Source organism: Arthrobacter sp. 10T416, from assembly GCF_056394165.1.
In genome coordinates this window covers 77892-95181 of sequence record NZ_JBFTHI010000001.1, presented here as the reverse complement: position 1 = coordinate 95181, position 17290 = coordinate 77892, and the positions used below count along the sequence as shown (strand labels likewise).

The following is a 17290-nucleotide window of genomic DNA, read 5'->3' as shown; positions in this document are numbered from 1 at the left end:
CTGCTGCCACCGCCAACCACCTACGACGGTTCGTGGTTCTGTCCTTCGCGGGCCAGGGCGGTCAGCCGGGACACGGCACGGAAGTACTTCTTCATGTACCCGCCGGTCATCATCTCCTCGGTGAAGAGCTGGTCGAACGGCACACCGCTGGCCAGGATCGGCACGTCCTTGTCGTACAGCCGGTCCGCGAGGACCACAAAGCGCAGCGCCACGGCCTGCTCGGTGATCGTCTCGACGTTGCGCCACACGACGCCGTCGATCCCGTCGATCAGCTGCCGGTACCGGCTCGGGTGCACGCCGGCGAGGTGGTTGATCAGGGTGCTGAATTCGTCCTTGGCCACGGTCTGGCCGTCGAACTCCGCCTTCATGTGGTGCGCCAGTTCGTCGTTGCGCAGCGGCGCGGGCGCCTTAGGCAGGCCGCGGTGGCGGAAGTCCTCGCCGTCGATGCGGACGACGTCGAACTGGTCCGCCAGGACCTGGATCTCGCGGGCGAAGTCGACGGCGGCAAACCGGCCGTCGCCGAGCGAGCCCGGCAGGGTGTTGGACGTTGCCGCGAGCTTGACGCCGGCGTCGGCCAGCTCGCGCATCAGCCGGGACATCAGGACCGTGTCGCCCGGATCGTCGAGCTCGAATTCGTCAATGCAGACCAGTTTGTAGTGGCTCAGCGCCTCCACGGTCTTGCGGAAGGACAGTGCCCCCACCAGGTTGGTGTACTCCACGAACGTCCCGAAGGCCTTGGGCCCCGGAGCCGCGTGCCACAGCGACGCGAGCAGGTGGGTCTTGCCCACACCGAAGCCGCCGTCCAGGTAGATGCCTGCCCGGGACGTGTCCTTTTTGCCGAACAGCCGCTTGAACAGGCCGTCGCCGTCCCCGGAGCCGACGTCGGCGGCGAAGTTCTGCAGGGCGTGGACGGCCTGGGCCTGGCTGGGCTGCGCGGGATCCGGCCGGTAGCTGGCGAAGGAAACCTCACCGAAGCGCGGCGACGGATAAAACCCGTTCAGGAGTTCATCCACGGAAACCGCCGGTGTTCTGGCGGCGAGCTGTTCGATCTGTACCAAGGTGGTCCGTTCTGCTGGTCTCGTGTCCCCAGAAAGGATACCGGCAAAGGCGGATTTCCCTTCCGGGCGACGAACGGGAGTGAGCAAGCCCATATTTCAGAGTATGTAGCCGGGGAAGCAATCCCGCCGGGGCGTGGTTAGTGTGGGTAAAGGCCCGGCGCCGCGCAGCACCTCACGCCAGGCCTCCCCGACGCCCAGTGAAAGGCCAACTTCATGCCCTACCCCGTTGAGCAGAACGAGAAATTCACCGCCTACGCCCACCCCGAACGCCTTGTGTCCACCGGGTGGCTCGCGGCGGCCATGAAAGGCGGCGCGCTCGACGGCGGCAAGCTGGTGGTGGTCGAGTCCGACGAGGACGTCCTGCTGTACGAGACCGGCCACATCCCCGGCGCGGTCAAGATCGACTGGCACACCGACCTGAACGACGAGGTCACCCGTGACTATGTCGACGGCGCGGCTTTCGCGGCCCTTGCCGCCGCCAAGGGCATCTCCCGGGACAGCACCGTAGTGATCTACGGCGACAAGTCCAACTGGTGGGCTGCCTACGCCCTCTGGGTCTTCACTCTGTTCGGCCACGAGGACGTCCGGCTGCTCGACGGCGGCCGCGACAAATGGATCGCCGAAGGCCGCCCTGTCACCACGGGCAAGACGGTGCCGGCTCCGGGCGACTACCCCGTGGTGGAGCGCAACGACGCCCCCATCCGGGCCTTCAAGGAAGACGTCCTGGCGCACTTCGGCAAGCCGCTGATCGACGTCCGCTCCGCCGAGGAATACACCGGCCAGCGCACCCACATGCCCGCCTACCCGGAAGAGGGCGCCCTGCGCGGGGGCCACATCCCCACTGCAGCCTCCATTCCGTGGGCCCGCGCCGCCGCCGAGGACGGCACCTACCGCAGCCGCCCCGAACTGGAAGCCCTCTACCTCGAGGAAGCCGGCCTGAAGGAAGGCGACGACGTTGTGGCGTACTGCCGGATCGGCGAACGTTCCAGCCACACCTGGTTCGCCCTCAAGTACCTCCTGGGCTTCGACACCGTCCGCAACTACGACGGCTCCTGGACCGAATGGGGCAACGCCGTGCGTGTCCCGATCGCGAAGGGCACCGACCGCGGCACCATCCCGGCCGGACGGTAGCCGGGATGGACGCAAGGAGCTTGGACGCCGGGGTGGCCGCCAAAAGCCGCCACGCCAAAACCAGCGGGCCGTGCGTAAGCTGGGAATGATGAATACTTCAGCTCTTCCCGCCGCGCTGGCGGACATTGTGGACGACTTCCAGGCCCTCGAGGAGGCCGAGCGGCTCCAGCTGCTCCTCGAGTTCTCGCGCGAGCTGCCGGATCCCCCCGCCCGGCTCCAGGACCACCCGGAACTGATGGAACAGGTGGTGGAGTGCCAGTCACCGTTGTTCCTGACCATTGAGACCGAACCAGCGGACGACGGCGGTGCGGGCTCCGGTCCGGAGCGCGTCCGGTTGTTCTTCAAAGCCCCGCCCGAGGCACCGACAACCCGCGGCTTCGCCGGTGTCCTGCACGAGGGCCTGGACGGGCTCAGTCCGGCCGAGATCCTGGCGGTCCCCGACGACATGCCCGAACTGCTGGGCCTGACGCGGGCTATTACCCCCCTGCGCATGCGCGGCATGACGGCAATGCTGGGCCGGATCAAACGCAAGGTCGCGGCACTGCCGCAGCAGGGCTGAACCAGTCCGGTGGCACGCAAACATGCGGCCCAGGGAACCCCGGCCACCGCGGCTCTCGCGGCGGCCGGGGTTCCCTTTACCGCGCACCCCTACAGCCATGACCCCGCCGCCGCCAGCTACGGCCTCGAAGCGGCCGAGGTGCTGGGGATCGAAACCTCCCGGGTGTTCAAGACCCTGATGGTCGACGTCGACGGGCGACTCGCTGTCGGCGTCGTACCGGTTAGCGGCAACCTGGACCTGAAGGCGATRGCCGCSGCSCTGGGCGGCAAGAAGGCCGTCATGGCGGACCCGGCAACGGCCGAGCGCCGCACCGGCTACGTGCTGGGCGGCATCTCTCCCCTGGGCCAGCGGCAGCCCTCCCCCACCGTGGTGGACGAGAGCGCCCTGGACCTGGAGACCATGCTTGTCTCGGGCGGCCGCCGCGGCCTGGACCTGGAGCTGAGCCCGTCCGACCTCATCCGGCTGACTGGGGCGGCCACGGCCAGGATCGGCACGCCGCGAAGCTAGCCCGCGGGTGTGGCGTCCGGGGCAGTCATGGGATCGGGCCTGCCCGGGTTCGGCCGGGGAGCAAGCTGCTGCCGCAGCCAGGCGCTGACCAGCGACTCCCAGCGCTCCGGGTCAACGTTCCACTCCTTGGTGTGCCGCGCGGTGTCGAAGGCCTCGAATGTCACCATCTCGGGGTTCTTTTCGGCGAGGGCGGCCGACGGGCCGTAGGGGACGTATTCGTCATCCACGGAATGCAGGATCAGGGTTGGCGTCCGGAGCTCCACCGCGCGGGAGACCCAGTCCATCGCCTTCAGGTCCACCGGCGCGGCCAGCCCGGTCAGCCGGCGCCCCAATGGATGGCTCATCATCAGCTGCCCGTAGCGGCCGACGGCGGACGGGATCCGGTTCAGCTCGGCGTGGTGGGCCAGCACGTTCACCCAGTTAATAACCGGCGCATCCAGGACCATGGCCCGGATCAGGTGGTGGTGGCGGGAAAGGTCCGCAGTCTGCAGGCAGATGGCACCGCCCATGGACCAGCCAAAAAGCACCACCTCCCGCGCGCCGTGCTCCAGCGCATAGCTGATGGCGGACTCCACATCGCGCCACTCCGTGGACCCCAGGCCGTAACGGCCGTCCTCGGCCGAGGGTGCCAGCCCGTCGTTACGGTAGGAAATCAGCAGGCTGGACAGCCCCAGCTCCCGGGCAACGCGCACGGCCCGGAGGCCCTCTTGGCGCGTGGCGCCGCGGCCGTGCACCATAATCGCCCAGACTTCCGACGGCGGCGCATCGGCCGAGGGGGCGGCCGGGATCAGCCACGCCGGGGCCAGGCCGCCGTCGACCTCGATCTGCACTTCGGTGGCGGGCAGCCCGATGGAGCCGGGATCGGGCTGGACGGCCCCGCTCCAGTAACCGCGCCGCGCCCTGGTCAGGTCGCCGCTGTAGACCGCCTCGACCTCCCGCAGGACCGTTTGCTCGGCGGGTGAATACGAGAGGATCCGTCCGAGCCGTGCGTGGCCGCGCCCGCCGTCGAAGAAGAAGCCGTACACCCCTTCCACTGTGGAATCCGGGGTGGCCTTGAGGATGACCTGCAGCCCGCGGCCTTCGCGGATGACGGCCAGCACTTCCTGGTCTTCCTCGCGGACCCGGACCGGAGTGATGACCCTGCGGGCAAAGTAGAGGGCCAGCGCCGAGGAACCGGCGGCCAGGAGGCCCGCTGCCGCTCCGCCGCCGATCATGCCGCCCACGGCCCACTTCGCGTTACCGGAGATCCGCGTCTCGGGCAGTCCCAGGTCCGGCGCGGCGCCGCGGCGGGCGGGCACCGGAAGCGCACGGGACGTTGCCCGGGCGGTGGGCGTGCGGGGGGCTGGCGGGACGAGGCGCTGGGTGGAGGCCATGGAACCATTCTTACCGAACTCCCGGCCAAGCACGGCATCCGGCGCACCGTCGGCGAATCCGTGCGGCCCGGTGAGGGCGGGACTAGGCTGGGGGCATGAGCGATCCCATCGTCATCCTGACAGAAGAGCCCCTCGGCGCGGACGACCGCGTCAACATCGAGACCCTCGTGGCCGACGGCGATGCGCCGCTGGTGGTGCTGGTACCGGCCAACACCGAACGCCATCTGCTGGTGGATTTCCTGGAGAACCTCTCCATGCTGGAAATCGCCAAGGCCTTCCGGCAGCTGACCGCCAAGCAGCCCGACCCCGGCGTGGAACGGACCGCCGCGGCGGAAACACTTGCCACCTCGCTGGCGGCCCTCGGCGGAATCGGCGGCGGCGTGAGTGGCGAGATCGTGGAAGGCCGGGCCGTGGACGGCCTCGTTGCCAAGGTCAAGGAACTGAATGCCGGGCAGGCCGTGGTGATTACCCGTCCGCACGCGGTCGCGGACACGTTCCACACCGACTGGGCCAACGAGGCGCAGGACAAGCTCGGCCTGCCGGTGCTGCACCTGTATGCAGGCTCGGGATTTATCGGGGACTCCTGAGCGTTGATGAGGGCATGAGTATCTTTAGCAACAAACCCAAAGTCGCTCCCGTCGCCTCCCCCGCAACCGGCACCGACGCGGCGGCCGGCCATTCGGCTGCGGCAGGCCAGTCCCCGGTTGAAAAGACCGATCAGCAGTGGCGCGAGGAACTCACCCCGGACGAATACCGGGTGCTGCGCCAGGCCGGGACCGAGCGGCCGTACACCGGGGAGTACTGGGACACGCACACCGAGGGTGTTTACCAGTGCCGGGCGTGCGGCGCGGAACTCTTTACCAGCCGGGAAAAATTCGATTCCCACTGCGGTTGGCCCTCCTTCTGGGCGCCGCTGGCTGATGGCACCGTCCGCTATATCCACGACCGCACCCTGGGGATGGAACGGATCGAGGTCCGGTGCGCGGCGTGTGACTCGCACCTTGGCCACGTGTTTGAGGGTGAGGGCTACGGCACGCCCACGGACCAGCGCTACTGCATTAACTCGGTCTCGCTGAAGCTGGTGGCGGCGGAGGACGCACCCGCCGCCGGCACCGACGCCTGAGCCTTTCTCCGCCACATCGACGCCAGACCAGCTCCAGCCGGGGCCAGCCCTCGCCGGGCTGGAGCTGGGCGGCCCGGCGCAGTCCGGATGCCCCAGAGTTTCTTATGCTCAGCTGCTTTTTGGGTTAGAGGTTCTGTTTGCTTGCTACGCTCGCCGTAGACGTTCCCAGCAACCAGAAAGGCGACCGACGATGACCACGACCGCCCTCACCGCACCTGCCCCGATCACCGCCGCATCCCCGGAGTGGCAGCGCCTCAAGGCCGCCGCCACCGCCCTCCAGGCCCTGCAGGTGAAGGACGGTTCCGTTCCCGACGCCGCCGACCACGAGGCGGCCGCCGCCCACGTCACCGCCATCACCACGGCCATCGCGGCCCTCGCACCGGCCTTCCCGCATGACGCCAGCTACCTCGAGCTGCTCGCCGTCGACTTCGGTCGCTGGGCCGACGGCGGCTTCGGCGTCCCGGACTTCCTGGACTCCCTCCAGGCGTTCCAGCCGCAGCAGCAGCGCGTCAACGGCCTGCAGCACCTCGTGGTCTTCCCGATGTACACCCAGAACGGCAGCAACAACCGCCTGGTCGAGGCCGTCCTCATCGAGGTCATCTGGCCGGAGTTCATCGCCGGCCTGGAGGCGGGCGAGTACTCCAACAAACTCTTTGTCCCGATCCGCTTCCTCGACTTCACCCCGGGCTACGACACTAACTCCGCCGTCCTCTTCCCCGAGACGGTCGCCGTCCGCGAGACCCCCACCTTCACGTGGGGCGCGATCTTCGCCGACCGCGAGGCCGCCCGCTTCCGCCGGGTCCTGGCCGCCGCCGCGGACATCACCTCCCTGCAGCTTCCGGATGACGCCGCCGCCCTGCTCGAGGACCAGGAACTGACCCAGGAAACCTTCGTCATGTGGGACCTCATCCACGACCGCACCCACATGCGCGGCGACCTGCCGTTCGACCCCTTTATGATCAAGCAGCGTATGCCGTTCTTCCTGTACTCGCTGGAGGAACTGCGCTGCGACCTCACCGCCTTCCGCGAGTCCGTCAGGATCGAAAAGGACGAGGACGCTGATCCGGAGGCACGCCGGCACGCCAAGCTGGTCCAGTACGCCGTTATCTTCGACCGCATCTTCCGCTTCGCCATCACCGGCAGCCGGGTCCGCAACTACGACGGCCTCGGCGGGCAGCTGCTCTTCGCATGGATGCACCAGCACCACGTGCTGCACTGGACCGACAGCAAGCTCAGCATCGACTGGGACGAAGCCGCCGACGTCGTGGTGGAACTCGGCGCAAAGATCGAGGAACTGTACTGGCGCTCGATCGACCGCCCCAAGATGGCCCACTGGCTGGCCGCCTATGAGCTCATCTCCGGCACGGTGACCCCCAACCCGGCATCCGTCTGGGCCAAGGGGCCTGGTGCCCTGCCGCTGGACGGGCCGCCGCGCGGCCTGACCGACCAGGTGCTCGACGACGAATTCCCGCTCTCCATGTTCTACGAGGCGCTGGAGAAGAAGATGCGGACCGTCATCGAATCGACCGCCGGCATCACCGGGTCCACCGGCAACCGCCCGGACACGGCCGCCGAATGAGCGGTGAAACGCCCCTGAACATCCTTGTGGCCGGCGGCAGCGGTCCGTCCGGGATCGCCGTCGCCCGCGCCCTCCGGGCTACCGGCCACACGGTCTTCACGGTCGGTTCCGATGCCGGCCGCATCCAGGCGGCGGCAGCCGAAGCGGGCGACGGCGTCGTGCCGCTGACCTGCGACCTCGCTGATCCGGCCGCCGTCCGGCAGCTCCAGGCCGACCTCACCGGACCGACCGGGGGCATTGACGGCGTGATCCTCCTGGTGGGCGGATGGCGCGGCGCGAAGGGCATCGCGGACCAGAGCGATGAGGACTGGGACTTCCTGGAACGCAACGCCGTCACCACCCTGCGCAACGTCAGCCGCGCGTTCTATGACAACCTCGCCGCGTCGGCTAACGGCCGCCTCGCCATCGTCTCGTCCACTGCCGTGGCCGCGCCGACGGCGGGCGGCGCCAGCTACGCCGCCGCCAAAGCCGCCGCCGAGGCGTGGACCCTCGCCGTGGCCGACGGTTTCCGGCGCGCCCAGTCGGGGCTCAAGGAAGACCCGGTGGAGCAGCACAGCGCTGCCGTGGTCTTTGTGGTCAAGGCCCTGGTCGACGCCGCCATGCGCGCCGCGTCGCCCGAGCGCACGTTCCCCGGCTTCACCGACGTCGAAGAGCTGGCCGCCGCCGCCGTCGACCTCTTCCGCACCCCCGCCGCTGAACTGAACGGCCGGCGCCTGCCGCTGGCCCGGTAAGCCGGCACCCCTAAACTGAAAGTGTGAGCAACGAGATGACCACCACGGTCGAAACCACCACAGACACTGCCCCTGCCAGCGCCGCGGCGCGGCTCCACGATCCGTCGGTCCGGGGCTTCGCCTCGGACAACTACTCCGGTGTGCACCCCGAGGTCCTCGCGGCCCTGGCGGCCGCCAATGAGGGCCATCAGGTCTCCTACGGCGAGGACGACTACACCGCCCGGCTGCAGCAACTGATGGAGCAGCACTTCGGCGAGGGCATCGAATGCTTCCCCGTCTTCAACGGCACCGGCGCGAATGTCCTCTCGCTCCAGTCCCTGCTCCCCCGCTGGGGCGCGGTCATCTGCGCTTCCACCGCCCACATCAACATGGACGAGAACGGCGCCCCGGAGCGGATCGGCGGCATGAAGCTGCTCCAGGTCCCGACGCCGGACGGCAAACTCACCCCGGCCCTGATCGACCAGGAAGCCTGGGGCTGGGGCGACGAACACCGTGCCCAGCCGCTGGCCGTCTCGATCACGCAGACCACGGAGCTCGGCACCTGCTACACCCCGGACGAGGTTCGCGCCATCGCCGAACACGTCCACTCCAAGGGCATGAAACTGCACATGGACGGTGCCCGCCTGGCCAACGCCGCGGCCCACCTCGGTGTCCCGCTGCGCGCCTTCACCCGCGACGCCGGCGTGGACATCCTTTCCTTCGGCGGCACGAAGAACGGGCTGTTGTTCGGCGAGGTGGTCATTGCGTTGAACCCGGAGGCTGCCCACGGCTTGTTGTTCCTGCGCAAAATGAACATGCAGCTGGCCTCCAAGATGCGGTTTATGTCCGCACAGTTCATCGCCCTGCTCGAGGGCGATCTCTGGCTGCGTTCGGCCTCGCACGCCAACGCGATGGCAACCCGGCTGCGCGCCGGCGTCGAGTCCATCCCGGGCGTCGAACTGAGCCAGCGCACCGAATCCAACGGTGTCTTCGCCGTACTGCCCGCCGGCGTTGCCGACCGGCTGCGGAAGTCGTTCCGCTTCTACGACTGGAACGAAGCGAACCGCGAAGTCCGCTGGATGTGTTCCTTCGACACCACCGAGGACGACGTTGATTCCTTCATCGCCGCGGTCAAACGCGAGCTCGCGGACAGCTAGGATCGGACCCCGGTTCCGGCGGGCGGCGAGCCTGCCGGACCGGGACCACGCCCGTGCATAACCTTTCACTGTGAACGCACTCGACCAGGTTCCGGCGGATTTCCTCTTCGCCCTGGGGACCCTTCGATCAGCACGGTGCCGGAGCGAGCTGCGCCTGGACGAGATCCCGGCACCGGCCCGGCTCGCACCGTACGCTGTCGCGCTGGGCGCGGAGGTTGTGGTCCCCGGCGACGGTGCCTCCGGGGCGGTCCATGGCCCCGCCGCTGCTGCGCTGGCGCCGGCGTCCGGCAGCGACGACGTCGAACTCGCCACCGGCCGCTTTATCCTCCTGCACGATCCTGACGGCTCCGCAGTCTGGGACGGTCAGTTCCGCATCGTGACCTACATCCGCGCCCAGCTGGAACCGGACATGGGCAACGACGAAATGCTCGGCTCCGTGGCCTGGACCTGGCTCGTGGAGGCGCTGGAAACCCACCGCGCGCCGTACCGTTCGGCCGGCGGGACGGCCACCCGGGTGCTCTCGGAAAGCTTCGGCACCCTCGCCGGAAGGCCCGACACCATCGACATAGAACTGCGAGCATCCTGGACCCCCGAGGGCAAGGACATCACGGCCCACCTGGAGGCGTGGTCGGACATGGTGTGCACGTTCGCAGGCCTGCCGCCCCTGCCCGAAGGGGTCTCCGCACTGCCCCGCAGGCGTCCGCGGCTGTCATGACCGGACCCGGACCGACGCCGCTTCGGCCGCTAACGCCCGCGATGTCGGTAAACTGGGGTCATCATGACCCCTCATAATCCGGAAACCACCACCGCGGGCCCGTCCACCACTGCAGCGGCCGCCACGGCCGCCGGCGCATCGGAGGCCGCGGAAACCCCGGCCCACATCACGGTGGAAGGCTTCGACAGCCTGGTCCCCGAGGTCATCGACCTCGACGCCCCCCGTGACGGCGTGCCCCTTGTCATCGAGACCCGGTCAGGACTGGAACGCTGCGCCGCGGCCCTCGCCGCAGGGCACGGCCCCGCCGGGGTGGACGCGGAGCGGGCCTCCGGATTCCGCTACGGCCAGCGCGCCTTCCTCGTCCAGATCCGGCGCGAAGGCGCCGGCACCTGGCTGATCGACCCCGAGCCCTTCGGCGACCTCAGCATCATCAACGACGCGCTGCGCGGGGTCGAATGGATCCTGCACGCGGCCAGCCAGGACCTCCCCTGCCTGTCCGAACTCGGGATGTGGCCGGACAAACTCTTCGACACCGAGCTCGCCGCACGCCTGGCCGGCCTGCCGCGCGTGGGCCTCGCCGCGGTCATCGAACAGCTCCTCGGCTTCGGCCTGGCCAAGGAACATTCGGCCGCCGACTGGTCGACCCGGCCGTTGCCGGAGCCCTGGCTGCGCTACGCGGCCCTCGACGTCGAGGTCCTCACGGAACTGCGCGAGGAGCTGATCGAGCTCCTCACCGCCGACGGCAAACTGGACTACGCGGAACAGGAATTCGCCGCGATCCTTGAGGCCGGCCAGGCTCCTCCGCGGGTGGACCCGTGGCGCAAGACCTCCGGACTGCACCAGATCCGTGACCGCCGGCAGCTCGCCGCGGTCCGCGAACTCTGGCTGGAGCGTGACTCCCTAGCCCAGAAGCGCGACGTCGCCCCGGGCCGGCTCATCCCCGATTCCTCCCTGGTGGCCGCGGCCAAGGCCATGCCCAGCACGGTCCCGCAGCTGCTCGGCACCAAAGGCTTCCACGGCCGCGCGGCCCAGCGCGAGGCCCCGCGCTGGCTGCGCTGCATCAGCACCGCCCGCACCCTGGAGGAGCTGCCGCCGCTGCACCTGCCCACGAACGCTCCCCCGCCGCCGCGCGTCTGGGCGGACCGGGACCCGGAGGCCGCGGCACGCCTGGCCACGGCCCGGCCCAAACTGCAGGCCCTGGCCGAGGAACTGAACCTGCCGGTGGAAAACCTGCTGACCCCGGATTACCTGCGCCGCGTGGCGTGGCGTCCGCCGGCGGAAATCAGCGAGGAAGGCATCGCCGAAGAGCTCCAGAACCTGGGCGCCCGGCTCTGGCAGATCCAGCTGGCCACGCCGCTGATCACCGAGGCGTTCCTGAACCCCCAGCCGGTGCCGCCCAAGGAACCCAAAGCAGCCCCGGCTGAGGCTCCGGGCGCCGGTTCCTGACCGGCCGGCCACTACTCCTTGCCAGCTATGTTACTGATGAGTAACATAGCTAGGGATGCCGCCAGGATCATCCTGTGCCGCGCCGTCACCGGCAGCGGCCTGGATTCCGGCACCCATGTCTCAATGAGGAGTAATACGTGAGCCAAGCCAGCAGCGCAAAGCAGGGCACCGGAAGCCCCCGTGCCGTCCGCGACGTCGTGTTTGTCGACGGCGTCCGCACCCCCTTCGGCCGCGCCGGCGAGAAGGGCATTTACGCCGGCACCCGCGCCGATGACCTTGTGGTCAAATGCATCCGCGAACTTATGCGCCGCAACCCGTCACTGCCGCCCGAGCGCATCGATGAGGTAGCCATCGCCGCCACCACCCAGACCGGTGACCAGGGCCTGACCATCGGCCGCACCGCGGCCCTGCTCGCCGGGCTCCCCCGGACCGTTCCCGGCTTCGCGATCGACCGGATGTGTGCCGGCGCCATGACCGCCGTGACCACCACGGCCAGCGGCATCGGTTTTGGGGCGTACGACGTCGTCATTGCCGGCGGCGTCGAACACATGGGCAACCACCCGATGGGCGCGGGCGCGGACCCGAACCCGCGCTTTATGTCCGAGCGGATCGTGGACCCCGCCGCCCTGAACATGGGAAACACCGCGGAGAACCTGCACGACCGGTTCCCCGCCATCACCAAGGACCGCACGGACGCCTACGCCGTGGCCTCCCAGGACAAGCTGGCCGCCGCCTACGCCAAGGAACAGATCCAGCCGGACCTGGTGCCCGTCGCCACCATGAAGCCGGGCCAGGGCTGGGCCGTGAACACCGTGGATGAGCCGCCGCGCCCGGGCACCTCAGTGGAGGACCTCGCCGCGCTGCGCACCCCGTTCCGCGCGCACGGCCGGGTCACCGCCGGGAACGCCGCCGGCCTCAACGACGGCGCCACCGCCGCGCTCCTGGCCTCCGCCGATGCCGCAGAGGAACTTGGCCTGCCGGTGAAGATGCGCCTGGTCAGCTACGCCTTCGCCGGCGTCGAACCCGAAGTCATGGGCATCGGCCCGGTCCCGGCCACCGAGAAGGCCCTCAAAAACGCCGGACTGGGCATCGAGGACATCGGCCTGTTCGAGATCAACGAGGCCTTCGCCGTCCAGGTGCTCAGCTTCCTGGACCACTTCGGCATCGCCGACGACGACCCCCGCGTCAACCGCTACGGCGGCGCGATCGCCGTGGGACACCCGCTGGCCTCCTCCGGCGTCCGGCTGATGAACCAGCTCGCCCGGCAGTTCGAGGAAGACCACAGCGTCCGCTTCGGCATGACCACCATGTGCATCGGCCTCGGCATGGGGGCGACCGTCATTTGGGAAAACCCGCACCACGCCGACTACACCACCCAGACTGGAGCCGCAGCATGAGCGCCGCCGATTTCCACAAACTTGCCGAGCTGTTCCCGCAGGAAACCGTGACGCACTCCTACGTCCAGGACATCCAGCTCCCCGCCGTCAACGGCACGAGCCCCGGCACGTTTGCCCTGGTGACCCTGGACAACGGCCTGGACCACTCCAAACCCACCACCCTGGGCCCGAACACCCTGATCGAACTCGGCACCGTACTCGAGGGGCTGCGGGACCGTGCGGCACGCGGCGAGATCGTTGGCGTCGGGGTCACCGGCAAGCCGTACTTCCTGGTGGCCGGGGCGGACCTGTCCACGGTCAAGTCCGTCAGCGGCCGGGAGCAGGGCCTCTGGATGGCCCAGCTCGGCCACGACGTCTACGCTACCCTGGCCAACCTCGGTGTGCCCAGCTTCGCGGTCATCAACGGCCTGGCACTGGGCGGCGGGCTGGAAATTGCCCTGCAGTCCACCTACCGCACGGTCTCCACCGGGGCCGGCGCGCTGGCCCTGCCGGAAGCGTTCATCGGGCTGATCCCGGGCTGGGGCGGCGTCTACATCCTGCCGCGGCTGATCGGGCCGGAGAACGCCGTAAAGGTGATGATCGAGAACCCGCTGAGCAACAACCGCACCCTCACCGGCCCGCAGGCCTACGAGCTCGGCGTGGCCGACGCCATCTTCGAACCCGCCGACTTCGTGGAGCAGTCCGTTGCCTGGGCCGCGCAGGTCATTGCCGGTGCCGTGAGCCCCGAGAGGGCCAACGCCGTCGATCCCGCCGCCCCGGAGGTCGCCGAACGCTGGGCGGCGTCCGTTGCCGCCGGCCGCGCCTTCGTGGAGGCCAAGACCTCCAACGCCTCTCCCGCCCCGGCCAAGGTGCTGGACGTGCTGGAAGCCAACCGCACCCTGACCCAGTCCGAATCCGCGGAACTCGAATGCGAGACCCTGGCGGACCTGATGCAGACGGACGAATTCCGCTCCACCGTCTACGCCTTCCTGGACCTCGTGCAGCGCCGCTCCAAGCGCCCGGCCGGCGCCCCGGACCGCAAGCTCGCACGCCCGGTGACGAAGATCGGCGTCGTCGGCGCAGGGCTGATGGCCAGCCAGCTCGCCCTGCTCTTCGCCCGCCAGCTCAAGGTCCCCGTGGTGATGACGGACATCGACCAGGCCCGGGTGGACAAGGGCGTGGGCTACGTCCACGCCGAGGTGGATAAGCTGCTGGCGAAGAAGCGGATCAGCGCGGACGCCGCCAACCGGACCAAGGCCCTGGTCAGCGGCTCGGTGTCCAAGGAGGCCTTCGCCGACGCCGACTTTGTGATCGAGGCGGTGTTCGAGGAGCTCAACGTCAAGAAGCAGGTGTTCAAGGAGGTCGAGGCGATCGTCTCGCCGGAATGCATCCTGGCCACCAACACCTCGTCACTCTCCGTCACGGCCATGGCCGAGGATCTGCAGTACCCGGAGCGCCTGGTGGGATTCCACTTCTTCAACCCGGTGGCTGTGATGCCGCTGCTGGAAATCGTCCGGGCGCCGAAGACCGACGACGCCGTCCTGGCCACCGCGTTCGAGCTCGCCAAAGGCCTGAAGAAGTCCGCCGTGCTGGTCAAGGACGCGGCCGCCTTTGTGGTCAACCGGCTCCTGCTGCGGCTGATGGGCGAAGTGACCGCGGCCTTTGACGAGGGCACCCCGGCCGAGGTGGCGGACAACGCCCTGCGGCCGATGGGCCTGCCGATGACACCCTTCACCCTCGGCGCCATGGTGGGCCTGCCGGTGGCGCAGCACGTGCAGGAGTCCCTGCACGCCGCGTTCGGGGACCGATTTACGGTCTCGCGGAACCTGCAGGCGCTGATCGAGAACGGCATCACCTCGATCTGGGATCCGGCGTCGGTGAAGGCCGGCAAGCCCGTCATTCCGGCCGAAACCCTGGCCCTGATGACGTTCGGCGACTCGCCGTCGACCGCCGACGAGGTGCTGCGCCGCACGCAGGACGCCCTCGCGGAGGAGATCGGACTGATGCTGGCCGAGGGCGTTGTGGCCGGCCCGGAGGACATCGACCTTTGTATGATCCTCGGTGCAGGCTGGCCGATGTTCCTCGGCGGCATCACCCCGTACCTGGACCGGGTGGGCGCCTCCGAGCGCGTCACCGGCAAGAAGTTCCTGGCACCGGGGGTGGCTTCGGAGCCCGCCTCCTGAGCACCCGCCTCCTGATCACCCTCCGCCCAGCGCGCAGCCGTCCCGTCCTTCCGGCCGGGACGGCTGCGCCGTTTTGTCAGGCCTCCCGCAGGCGCCCGCAGTCGAGCGCCAGGACCCTGTGGGAGTTGGCCCGGGCGTAGGCGGCGTCGTGGGTGACCATTACGACCCCGGCGCCCCGCGCCGCCGCCGCCGTGATCGCGTCGTGCAGCCGGTCGAGGCCGTGCCGGTCCAGCCCCACCGTGGGTTCGTCCAGGGCGATCAGGGCGGGCCTCCGGGCAAGGACCGTGGCGAGGGCCAGCAGCCTTTGCCGGGACGACGGCAGTTCCGCAGGATGCGTTTGGGCGGCATCGGCAAGCCCGACGGTGGCCAGCGCCTCACGGGCCTGCTCCGCCGCGGCGGCGGCACCGACAAGACGGCGCAGCCCGAAACCGGCCTCCCGCAGCACAGTCCGCTCGAAGAGCTGGTCCCGCGGCTGCTGGAAGAGCAATCCGGCCGATGCCGCGATCCGGCCCGTGGGAACTCCGGCAATGGATTGGCCCAGCACGCGGACATCGCCTGCCTGCGGCCGGAGCAGACCGTTGATGTGCCGCAGGAGCGTGGATTTACCGGTGCCGTTGGGGCCGGTAATGGCGACGATTTCGCCGGCTCTAACGGTGAGGTCCAGGCCGGACAGCAGGTCCGGGGCGTCCGTGTGCCCGGCAGGAGCGTCTCCGGCCGGGTACCGGAAGCTGATCCCCCGCAGTTCCAGGACGGGGGCTCCGGTGCCGGGTCCCAGATCCGGAGGCAGCGGAGCGTGTATGCCGTCGACTACGACGGCGGCATCGCGCAGGGCGGTGCCCCTCGCAACGTCGGCGGGCCGGCCTTCCGCCGTCATGGTTCCGTTGTTCAGGACCAGCCAGTGCCCGGCGCTGCGGGCCAGCGCGTCCGCGGCCTGGGTCAGCAGGATGACGGCGGTCCCGGCCTCGAGCAGCCCGTCCAGCAGTGTCCGGAACTGGCCGGCCCCGGCCGCGTCCAGCGAGGCGAGGGGTTCGTCGAGTACCAGCACCTCCGGGCCCGCGATGACGGCGCAGCCGAGGGCCAGGCGCCGGAGCTCGCCGCCGGAGAGCCGGGCCGGGTCGCGGTCCAGCAGCTCGGACAGTCCCGTCTGCCGCGCAGTGTGGGCCACCTGCCGGAGCATGTCGGGACGGGGCACACCGCGGTTCTCCAGCCCGAACGCCAGTTCTTCGGCCACCGTGGTGCGCACCGTGGAGAGAATCGCGGCGGCGTCCTGGGGCACGTAGCCCACCCTGGCCGACCAGGCCGCAGGGTTCACCCGGGGATCGTCGCTGCCGCCGTTGAACTGCAAGCTTTCCGCGCCAAGGGCCAAGCTGCCGCGCAGGACCCCGGAGTGGCCGGCCCGGAGCCAGCCGGCGAGCAGTTTGCCCAACGTGGTCTTGCCGCTGCCGGAGCCGCCCAGGACGGCTGTGAGCGTGCCGGGCCGGACGTCGAGCCGCACGTCCCGCAGCGCGTCGGCGTCGTCGCCGTGGAAGCTGAAGCTGCCGATGTGCGCGGCAAGCGCGGGGCCGGCGGGAACCGGCGCCGACCCTGCACGCCCCTGCGCGGGCAACGGCTGCCCCGCGTTCACGAGGGCACCGCGGCGGGCCAGGCGGTGATGAGCCGGACGACGACGGCGGCCGTGGCCAATGCCAGGGCGGCGGCCCGGAAGATACGCTGCCCGGCGGGGTCCGGCAGTTCCCGGTAGCTGGTCCGTGGACCGGGTCCGCCGAAGCCCCTGGCGTCCAGGGCCTGTGCCCTGACACCGGCGTCCTCGACCAGGCCCAGGACCAGCGGCACGGCCTGCAGCCGGGCGGCGGCAATCCGGGGCACGAGTCCGCGCCGGATCACGAGTCCCCGGGCCTCCTGGGCCTGCCGGATCCGTTCGAGCCGGCGGCCCATGGCCGGGATCAGCGACAGGGTGGAGGCGATCACGAAGCTTGCCTGCGGCGGGATGCGCCGCGCGGCCAGGGCGGTCAGGAGGTCAGGGACCCGGACCGTGAAGGAGAACAGCAGGAAGACCAAGACACATGCGGCCGTTCGGGCGGCCAGCTCAAGGCCAAAGCTGAGCCCCTCGGCTGTTACCCGGGCCGACCCCCACTGGGCCAGGACGGTCCGGCCCTCCGGGAAGAACAAGCCGTGCAGCAGGAGCAGGGACAGGAACAGCGGCGCCAGGATAGCCGCAGCGCTCCCGAGCACCCGTAGCGCCACCCGGGCACGTGCCGCGAGCAGCACGGCGGCCAGCGCCACGGCGACGGACACCGCCCAGTTGCCGGCCGCCGTCGTGATGACAGCCGCGCAGCCGGCCGCGGTCAGCGCCGTCAACGGGTGCAGGCGCAT

General features: G+C 69.7%; 16 protein-coding genes. 12 read left to right on the top strand and 4 right to left on the bottom strand.

Annotated features, from left to right (window positions below; translation table 11 throughout):
• Positions 1-20 precede the first annotated feature (20 nt).
• Positions 21-1058, bottom strand: a complete 1038-nt coding sequence (gene zapE, locus AC1DBE_RS00400; protein WP_476969281.1) for a cell division protein ZapE — start codon at positions 1056-1058, stop codon at positions 21-23.
• A 213-nt stretch (positions 1059-1271) separates the two neighbouring features.
• On the opposite strand from zapE, the gene AC1DBE_RS00395 reads away from it, so the two are divergent.
• The 3 genes from AC1DBE_RS00395 to ybaK all read left to right on the top strand — a co-directional run bounded on the left by AC1DBE_RS00395 (position 1272) and on the right by ybaK (position 3255).
• On the top strand, positions 1272-2189 hold the full coding sequence (locus tag AC1DBE_RS00395) for a sulfurtransferase (protein WP_476969280.1): 918 nt from the start codon (positions 1272-1274) through the stop codon (positions 2187-2189).
• Between the two features lie 88 nt (positions 2190-2277).
• Positions 2278-2748, top strand: coding sequence for a SufE family protein (locus AC1DBE_RS00390; protein ID WP_476877776.1), 471 nt, complete (start codon positions 2278-2280; stop codon positions 2746-2748).
• A 9-nt stretch (positions 2749-2757) separates the two neighbouring features.
• On the top strand, positions 2758-3255 hold the full coding sequence (ybaK, locus tag AC1DBE_RS00385; RefSeq protein WP_476969279.1) for a Cys-tRNA(Pro) deacylase: 498 nt from the start codon (positions 2758-2760) through the stop codon (positions 3253-3255).
• Here the strand turns inward: ybaK and AC1DBE_RS00380 are convergent.
• A complete protein-coding gene (locus AC1DBE_RS00380) occupies positions 3252-4469 on the bottom strand; it encodes an alpha/beta hydrolase family protein (protein WP_476969658.1) in 1218 nt (405 codons plus the stop codon). The two genes, ybaK and AC1DBE_RS00380, sit on opposite strands and share 4 nt — an antisense overlap.
• 254 nt (positions 4470-4723) lie before the next feature.
• Between AC1DBE_RS00380 and AC1DBE_RS00375 the strand changes: the two genes are divergently transcribed.
• The 9 genes from AC1DBE_RS00375 (at position 4724) to AC1DBE_RS00335 (ending at position 14917) form a co-directional block, all read left to right on the top strand.
• On the top strand, positions 4724-5215 hold the full coding sequence (locus AC1DBE_RS00375) for a hypothetical protein (RefSeq protein ID WP_476877774.1): 492 nt from the start codon (positions 4724-4726) through the stop codon (positions 5213-5215).
• Between the two features lie 14 nt (positions 5216-5229).
• On the top strand, positions 5230-5751 hold the full coding sequence (gene msrB, locus AC1DBE_RS00370) for a peptide-methionine (R)-S-oxide reductase MsrB (RefSeq protein ID WP_476969278.1): 522 nt from the start codon (positions 5230-5232) through the stop codon (positions 5749-5751).
• A 190-nt stretch (positions 5752-5941) separates the two neighbouring features.
• Complete coding sequence (locus AC1DBE_RS00365) at positions 5942-7330, top strand: DUF6421 family protein (protein WP_476969277.1); 1389 nt, start codon at positions 5942-5944, stop codon at positions 7328-7330.
• Positions 7327-8061: an SDR family oxidoreductase gene (locus AC1DBE_RS00360; RefSeq protein WP_476969276.1), complete on the top strand. Its 735-nt coding sequence runs from the start codon at positions 7327-7329 to the stop codon at positions 8059-8061. The genes AC1DBE_RS00365 and AC1DBE_RS00360 overlap by 4 nt, the downstream gene beginning before the upstream one ends.
• Before the next feature lie 35 nt (positions 8062-8096).
• Positions 8097-9197 carry a threonine aldolase family protein gene (locus AC1DBE_RS00355; protein WP_476969657.1) on the top strand — a complete coding sequence of 367 codons (1101 nt, stop codon included), beginning with the start codon at positions 8097-8099 and terminating at the stop codon, positions 9195-9197.
• A 70-nt stretch (positions 9198-9267) separates the two neighbouring features.
• Complete coding sequence (locus AC1DBE_RS00350) at positions 9268-9912, top strand: DUF3000 domain-containing protein (RefSeq protein ID WP_476877770.1); 645 nt, start codon at positions 9268-9270, stop codon at positions 9910-9912.
• Between the two features lie 63 nt (positions 9913-9975).
• Positions 9976-11358, top strand: coding sequence for an HRDC domain-containing protein (locus tag AC1DBE_RS00345; protein ID WP_476877769.1), 1383 nt, complete (start codon positions 9976-9978; stop codon positions 11356-11358).
• Positions 11359-11495: 137 nt separating this feature from the next.
• Positions 11496-12755: a thiolase family protein gene (locus AC1DBE_RS00340; protein ID WP_476877768.1), complete on the top strand. Its 1260-nt coding sequence runs from the start codon at positions 11496-11498 to the stop codon at positions 12753-12755.
• Positions 12752-14917: a 3-hydroxyacyl-CoA dehydrogenase NAD-binding domain-containing protein gene (locus AC1DBE_RS00335; protein ID WP_476877767.1), complete on the top strand. Its 2166-nt coding sequence runs from the start codon at positions 12752-12754 to the stop codon at positions 14915-14917. The genes AC1DBE_RS00340 and AC1DBE_RS00335 overlap by 4 nt, the downstream gene beginning before the upstream one ends.
• Before the next feature lie 76 nt (positions 14918-14993).
• Here AC1DBE_RS00335 and AC1DBE_RS00330 read toward each other — a convergent pair whose 3' ends face one another.
• On the bottom strand, positions 14994-16541 hold the full coding sequence (locus tag AC1DBE_RS00330) for an ABC transporter ATP-binding protein (RefSeq protein WP_476969275.1): 1548 nt from the start codon (positions 16539-16541) through the stop codon (positions 14994-14996).
• Entirely contained in the window at positions 16538-17290 is a 753-nt protein-coding gene (locus AC1DBE_RS00325; protein ID WP_476903451.1) for an energy-coupling factor transporter transmembrane component T, read from the bottom strand. The genes AC1DBE_RS00330 and AC1DBE_RS00325 overlap by 4 nt, the downstream gene beginning before the upstream one ends.

Coding starts and splice junctions, on each gene's coding strand:
- AC1DBE_RS00395 (WP_476969280.1), top strand. CDS start 1,272: ATGCCCTACCCCGTTGAGCAGAACGAGAAATTCACCGCCTACGCCCAC.
- AC1DBE_RS00390 (WP_476877776.1), top strand. CDS start 2,278: ATGAATACTTCAGCTCTTCCCGCCGCGCTGGCGGACATTGTGGACGAC.
- AC1DBE_RS00380 (WP_476969658.1), bottom strand. CDS start 4,469: ATGATCGGCGGCGGAGCGGCAGCGGGCCTCCTGGCCGCCGGTTCCTCG.
- AC1DBE_RS00375 (WP_476877774.1), top strand. CDS start 4,724: ATGAGCGATCCCATCGTCATCCTGACAGAAGAGCCCCTCGGCGCGGAC.
- msrB (WP_476969278.1), top strand. CDS start 5,230: ATGAGTATCTTTAGCAACAAACCCAAAGTCGCTCCCGTCGCCTCCCCC.
- AC1DBE_RS00365 (WP_476969277.1), top strand. CDS start 5,942: ATGACCACGACCGCCCTCACCGCACCTGCCCCGATCACCGCCGCATCC.
- AC1DBE_RS00360 (WP_476969276.1), top strand. CDS start 7,327: ATGAGCGGTGAAACGCCCCTGAACATCCTTGTGGCCGGCGGCAGCGGT.
- AC1DBE_RS00355 (WP_476969657.1), top strand. CDS start 8,097: ATGACCACCACGGTCGAAACCACCACAGACACTGCCCCTGCCAGCGCC.
- AC1DBE_RS00345 (WP_476877769.1), top strand. CDS start 9,976: ATGACCCCTCATAATCCGGAAACCACCACCGCGGGCCCGTCCACCACT.
- AC1DBE_RS00335 (WP_476877767.1), top strand. CDS start 12,752: ATGAGCGCCGCCGATTTCCACAAACTTGCCGAGCTGTTCCCGCAGGAA.
- AC1DBE_RS00325 (WP_476903451.1), bottom strand. CDS start 17,290: ATGCGCCTGCACCCGTTGACGGCGCTGACCGCGGCCGGCTGCGCGGCT.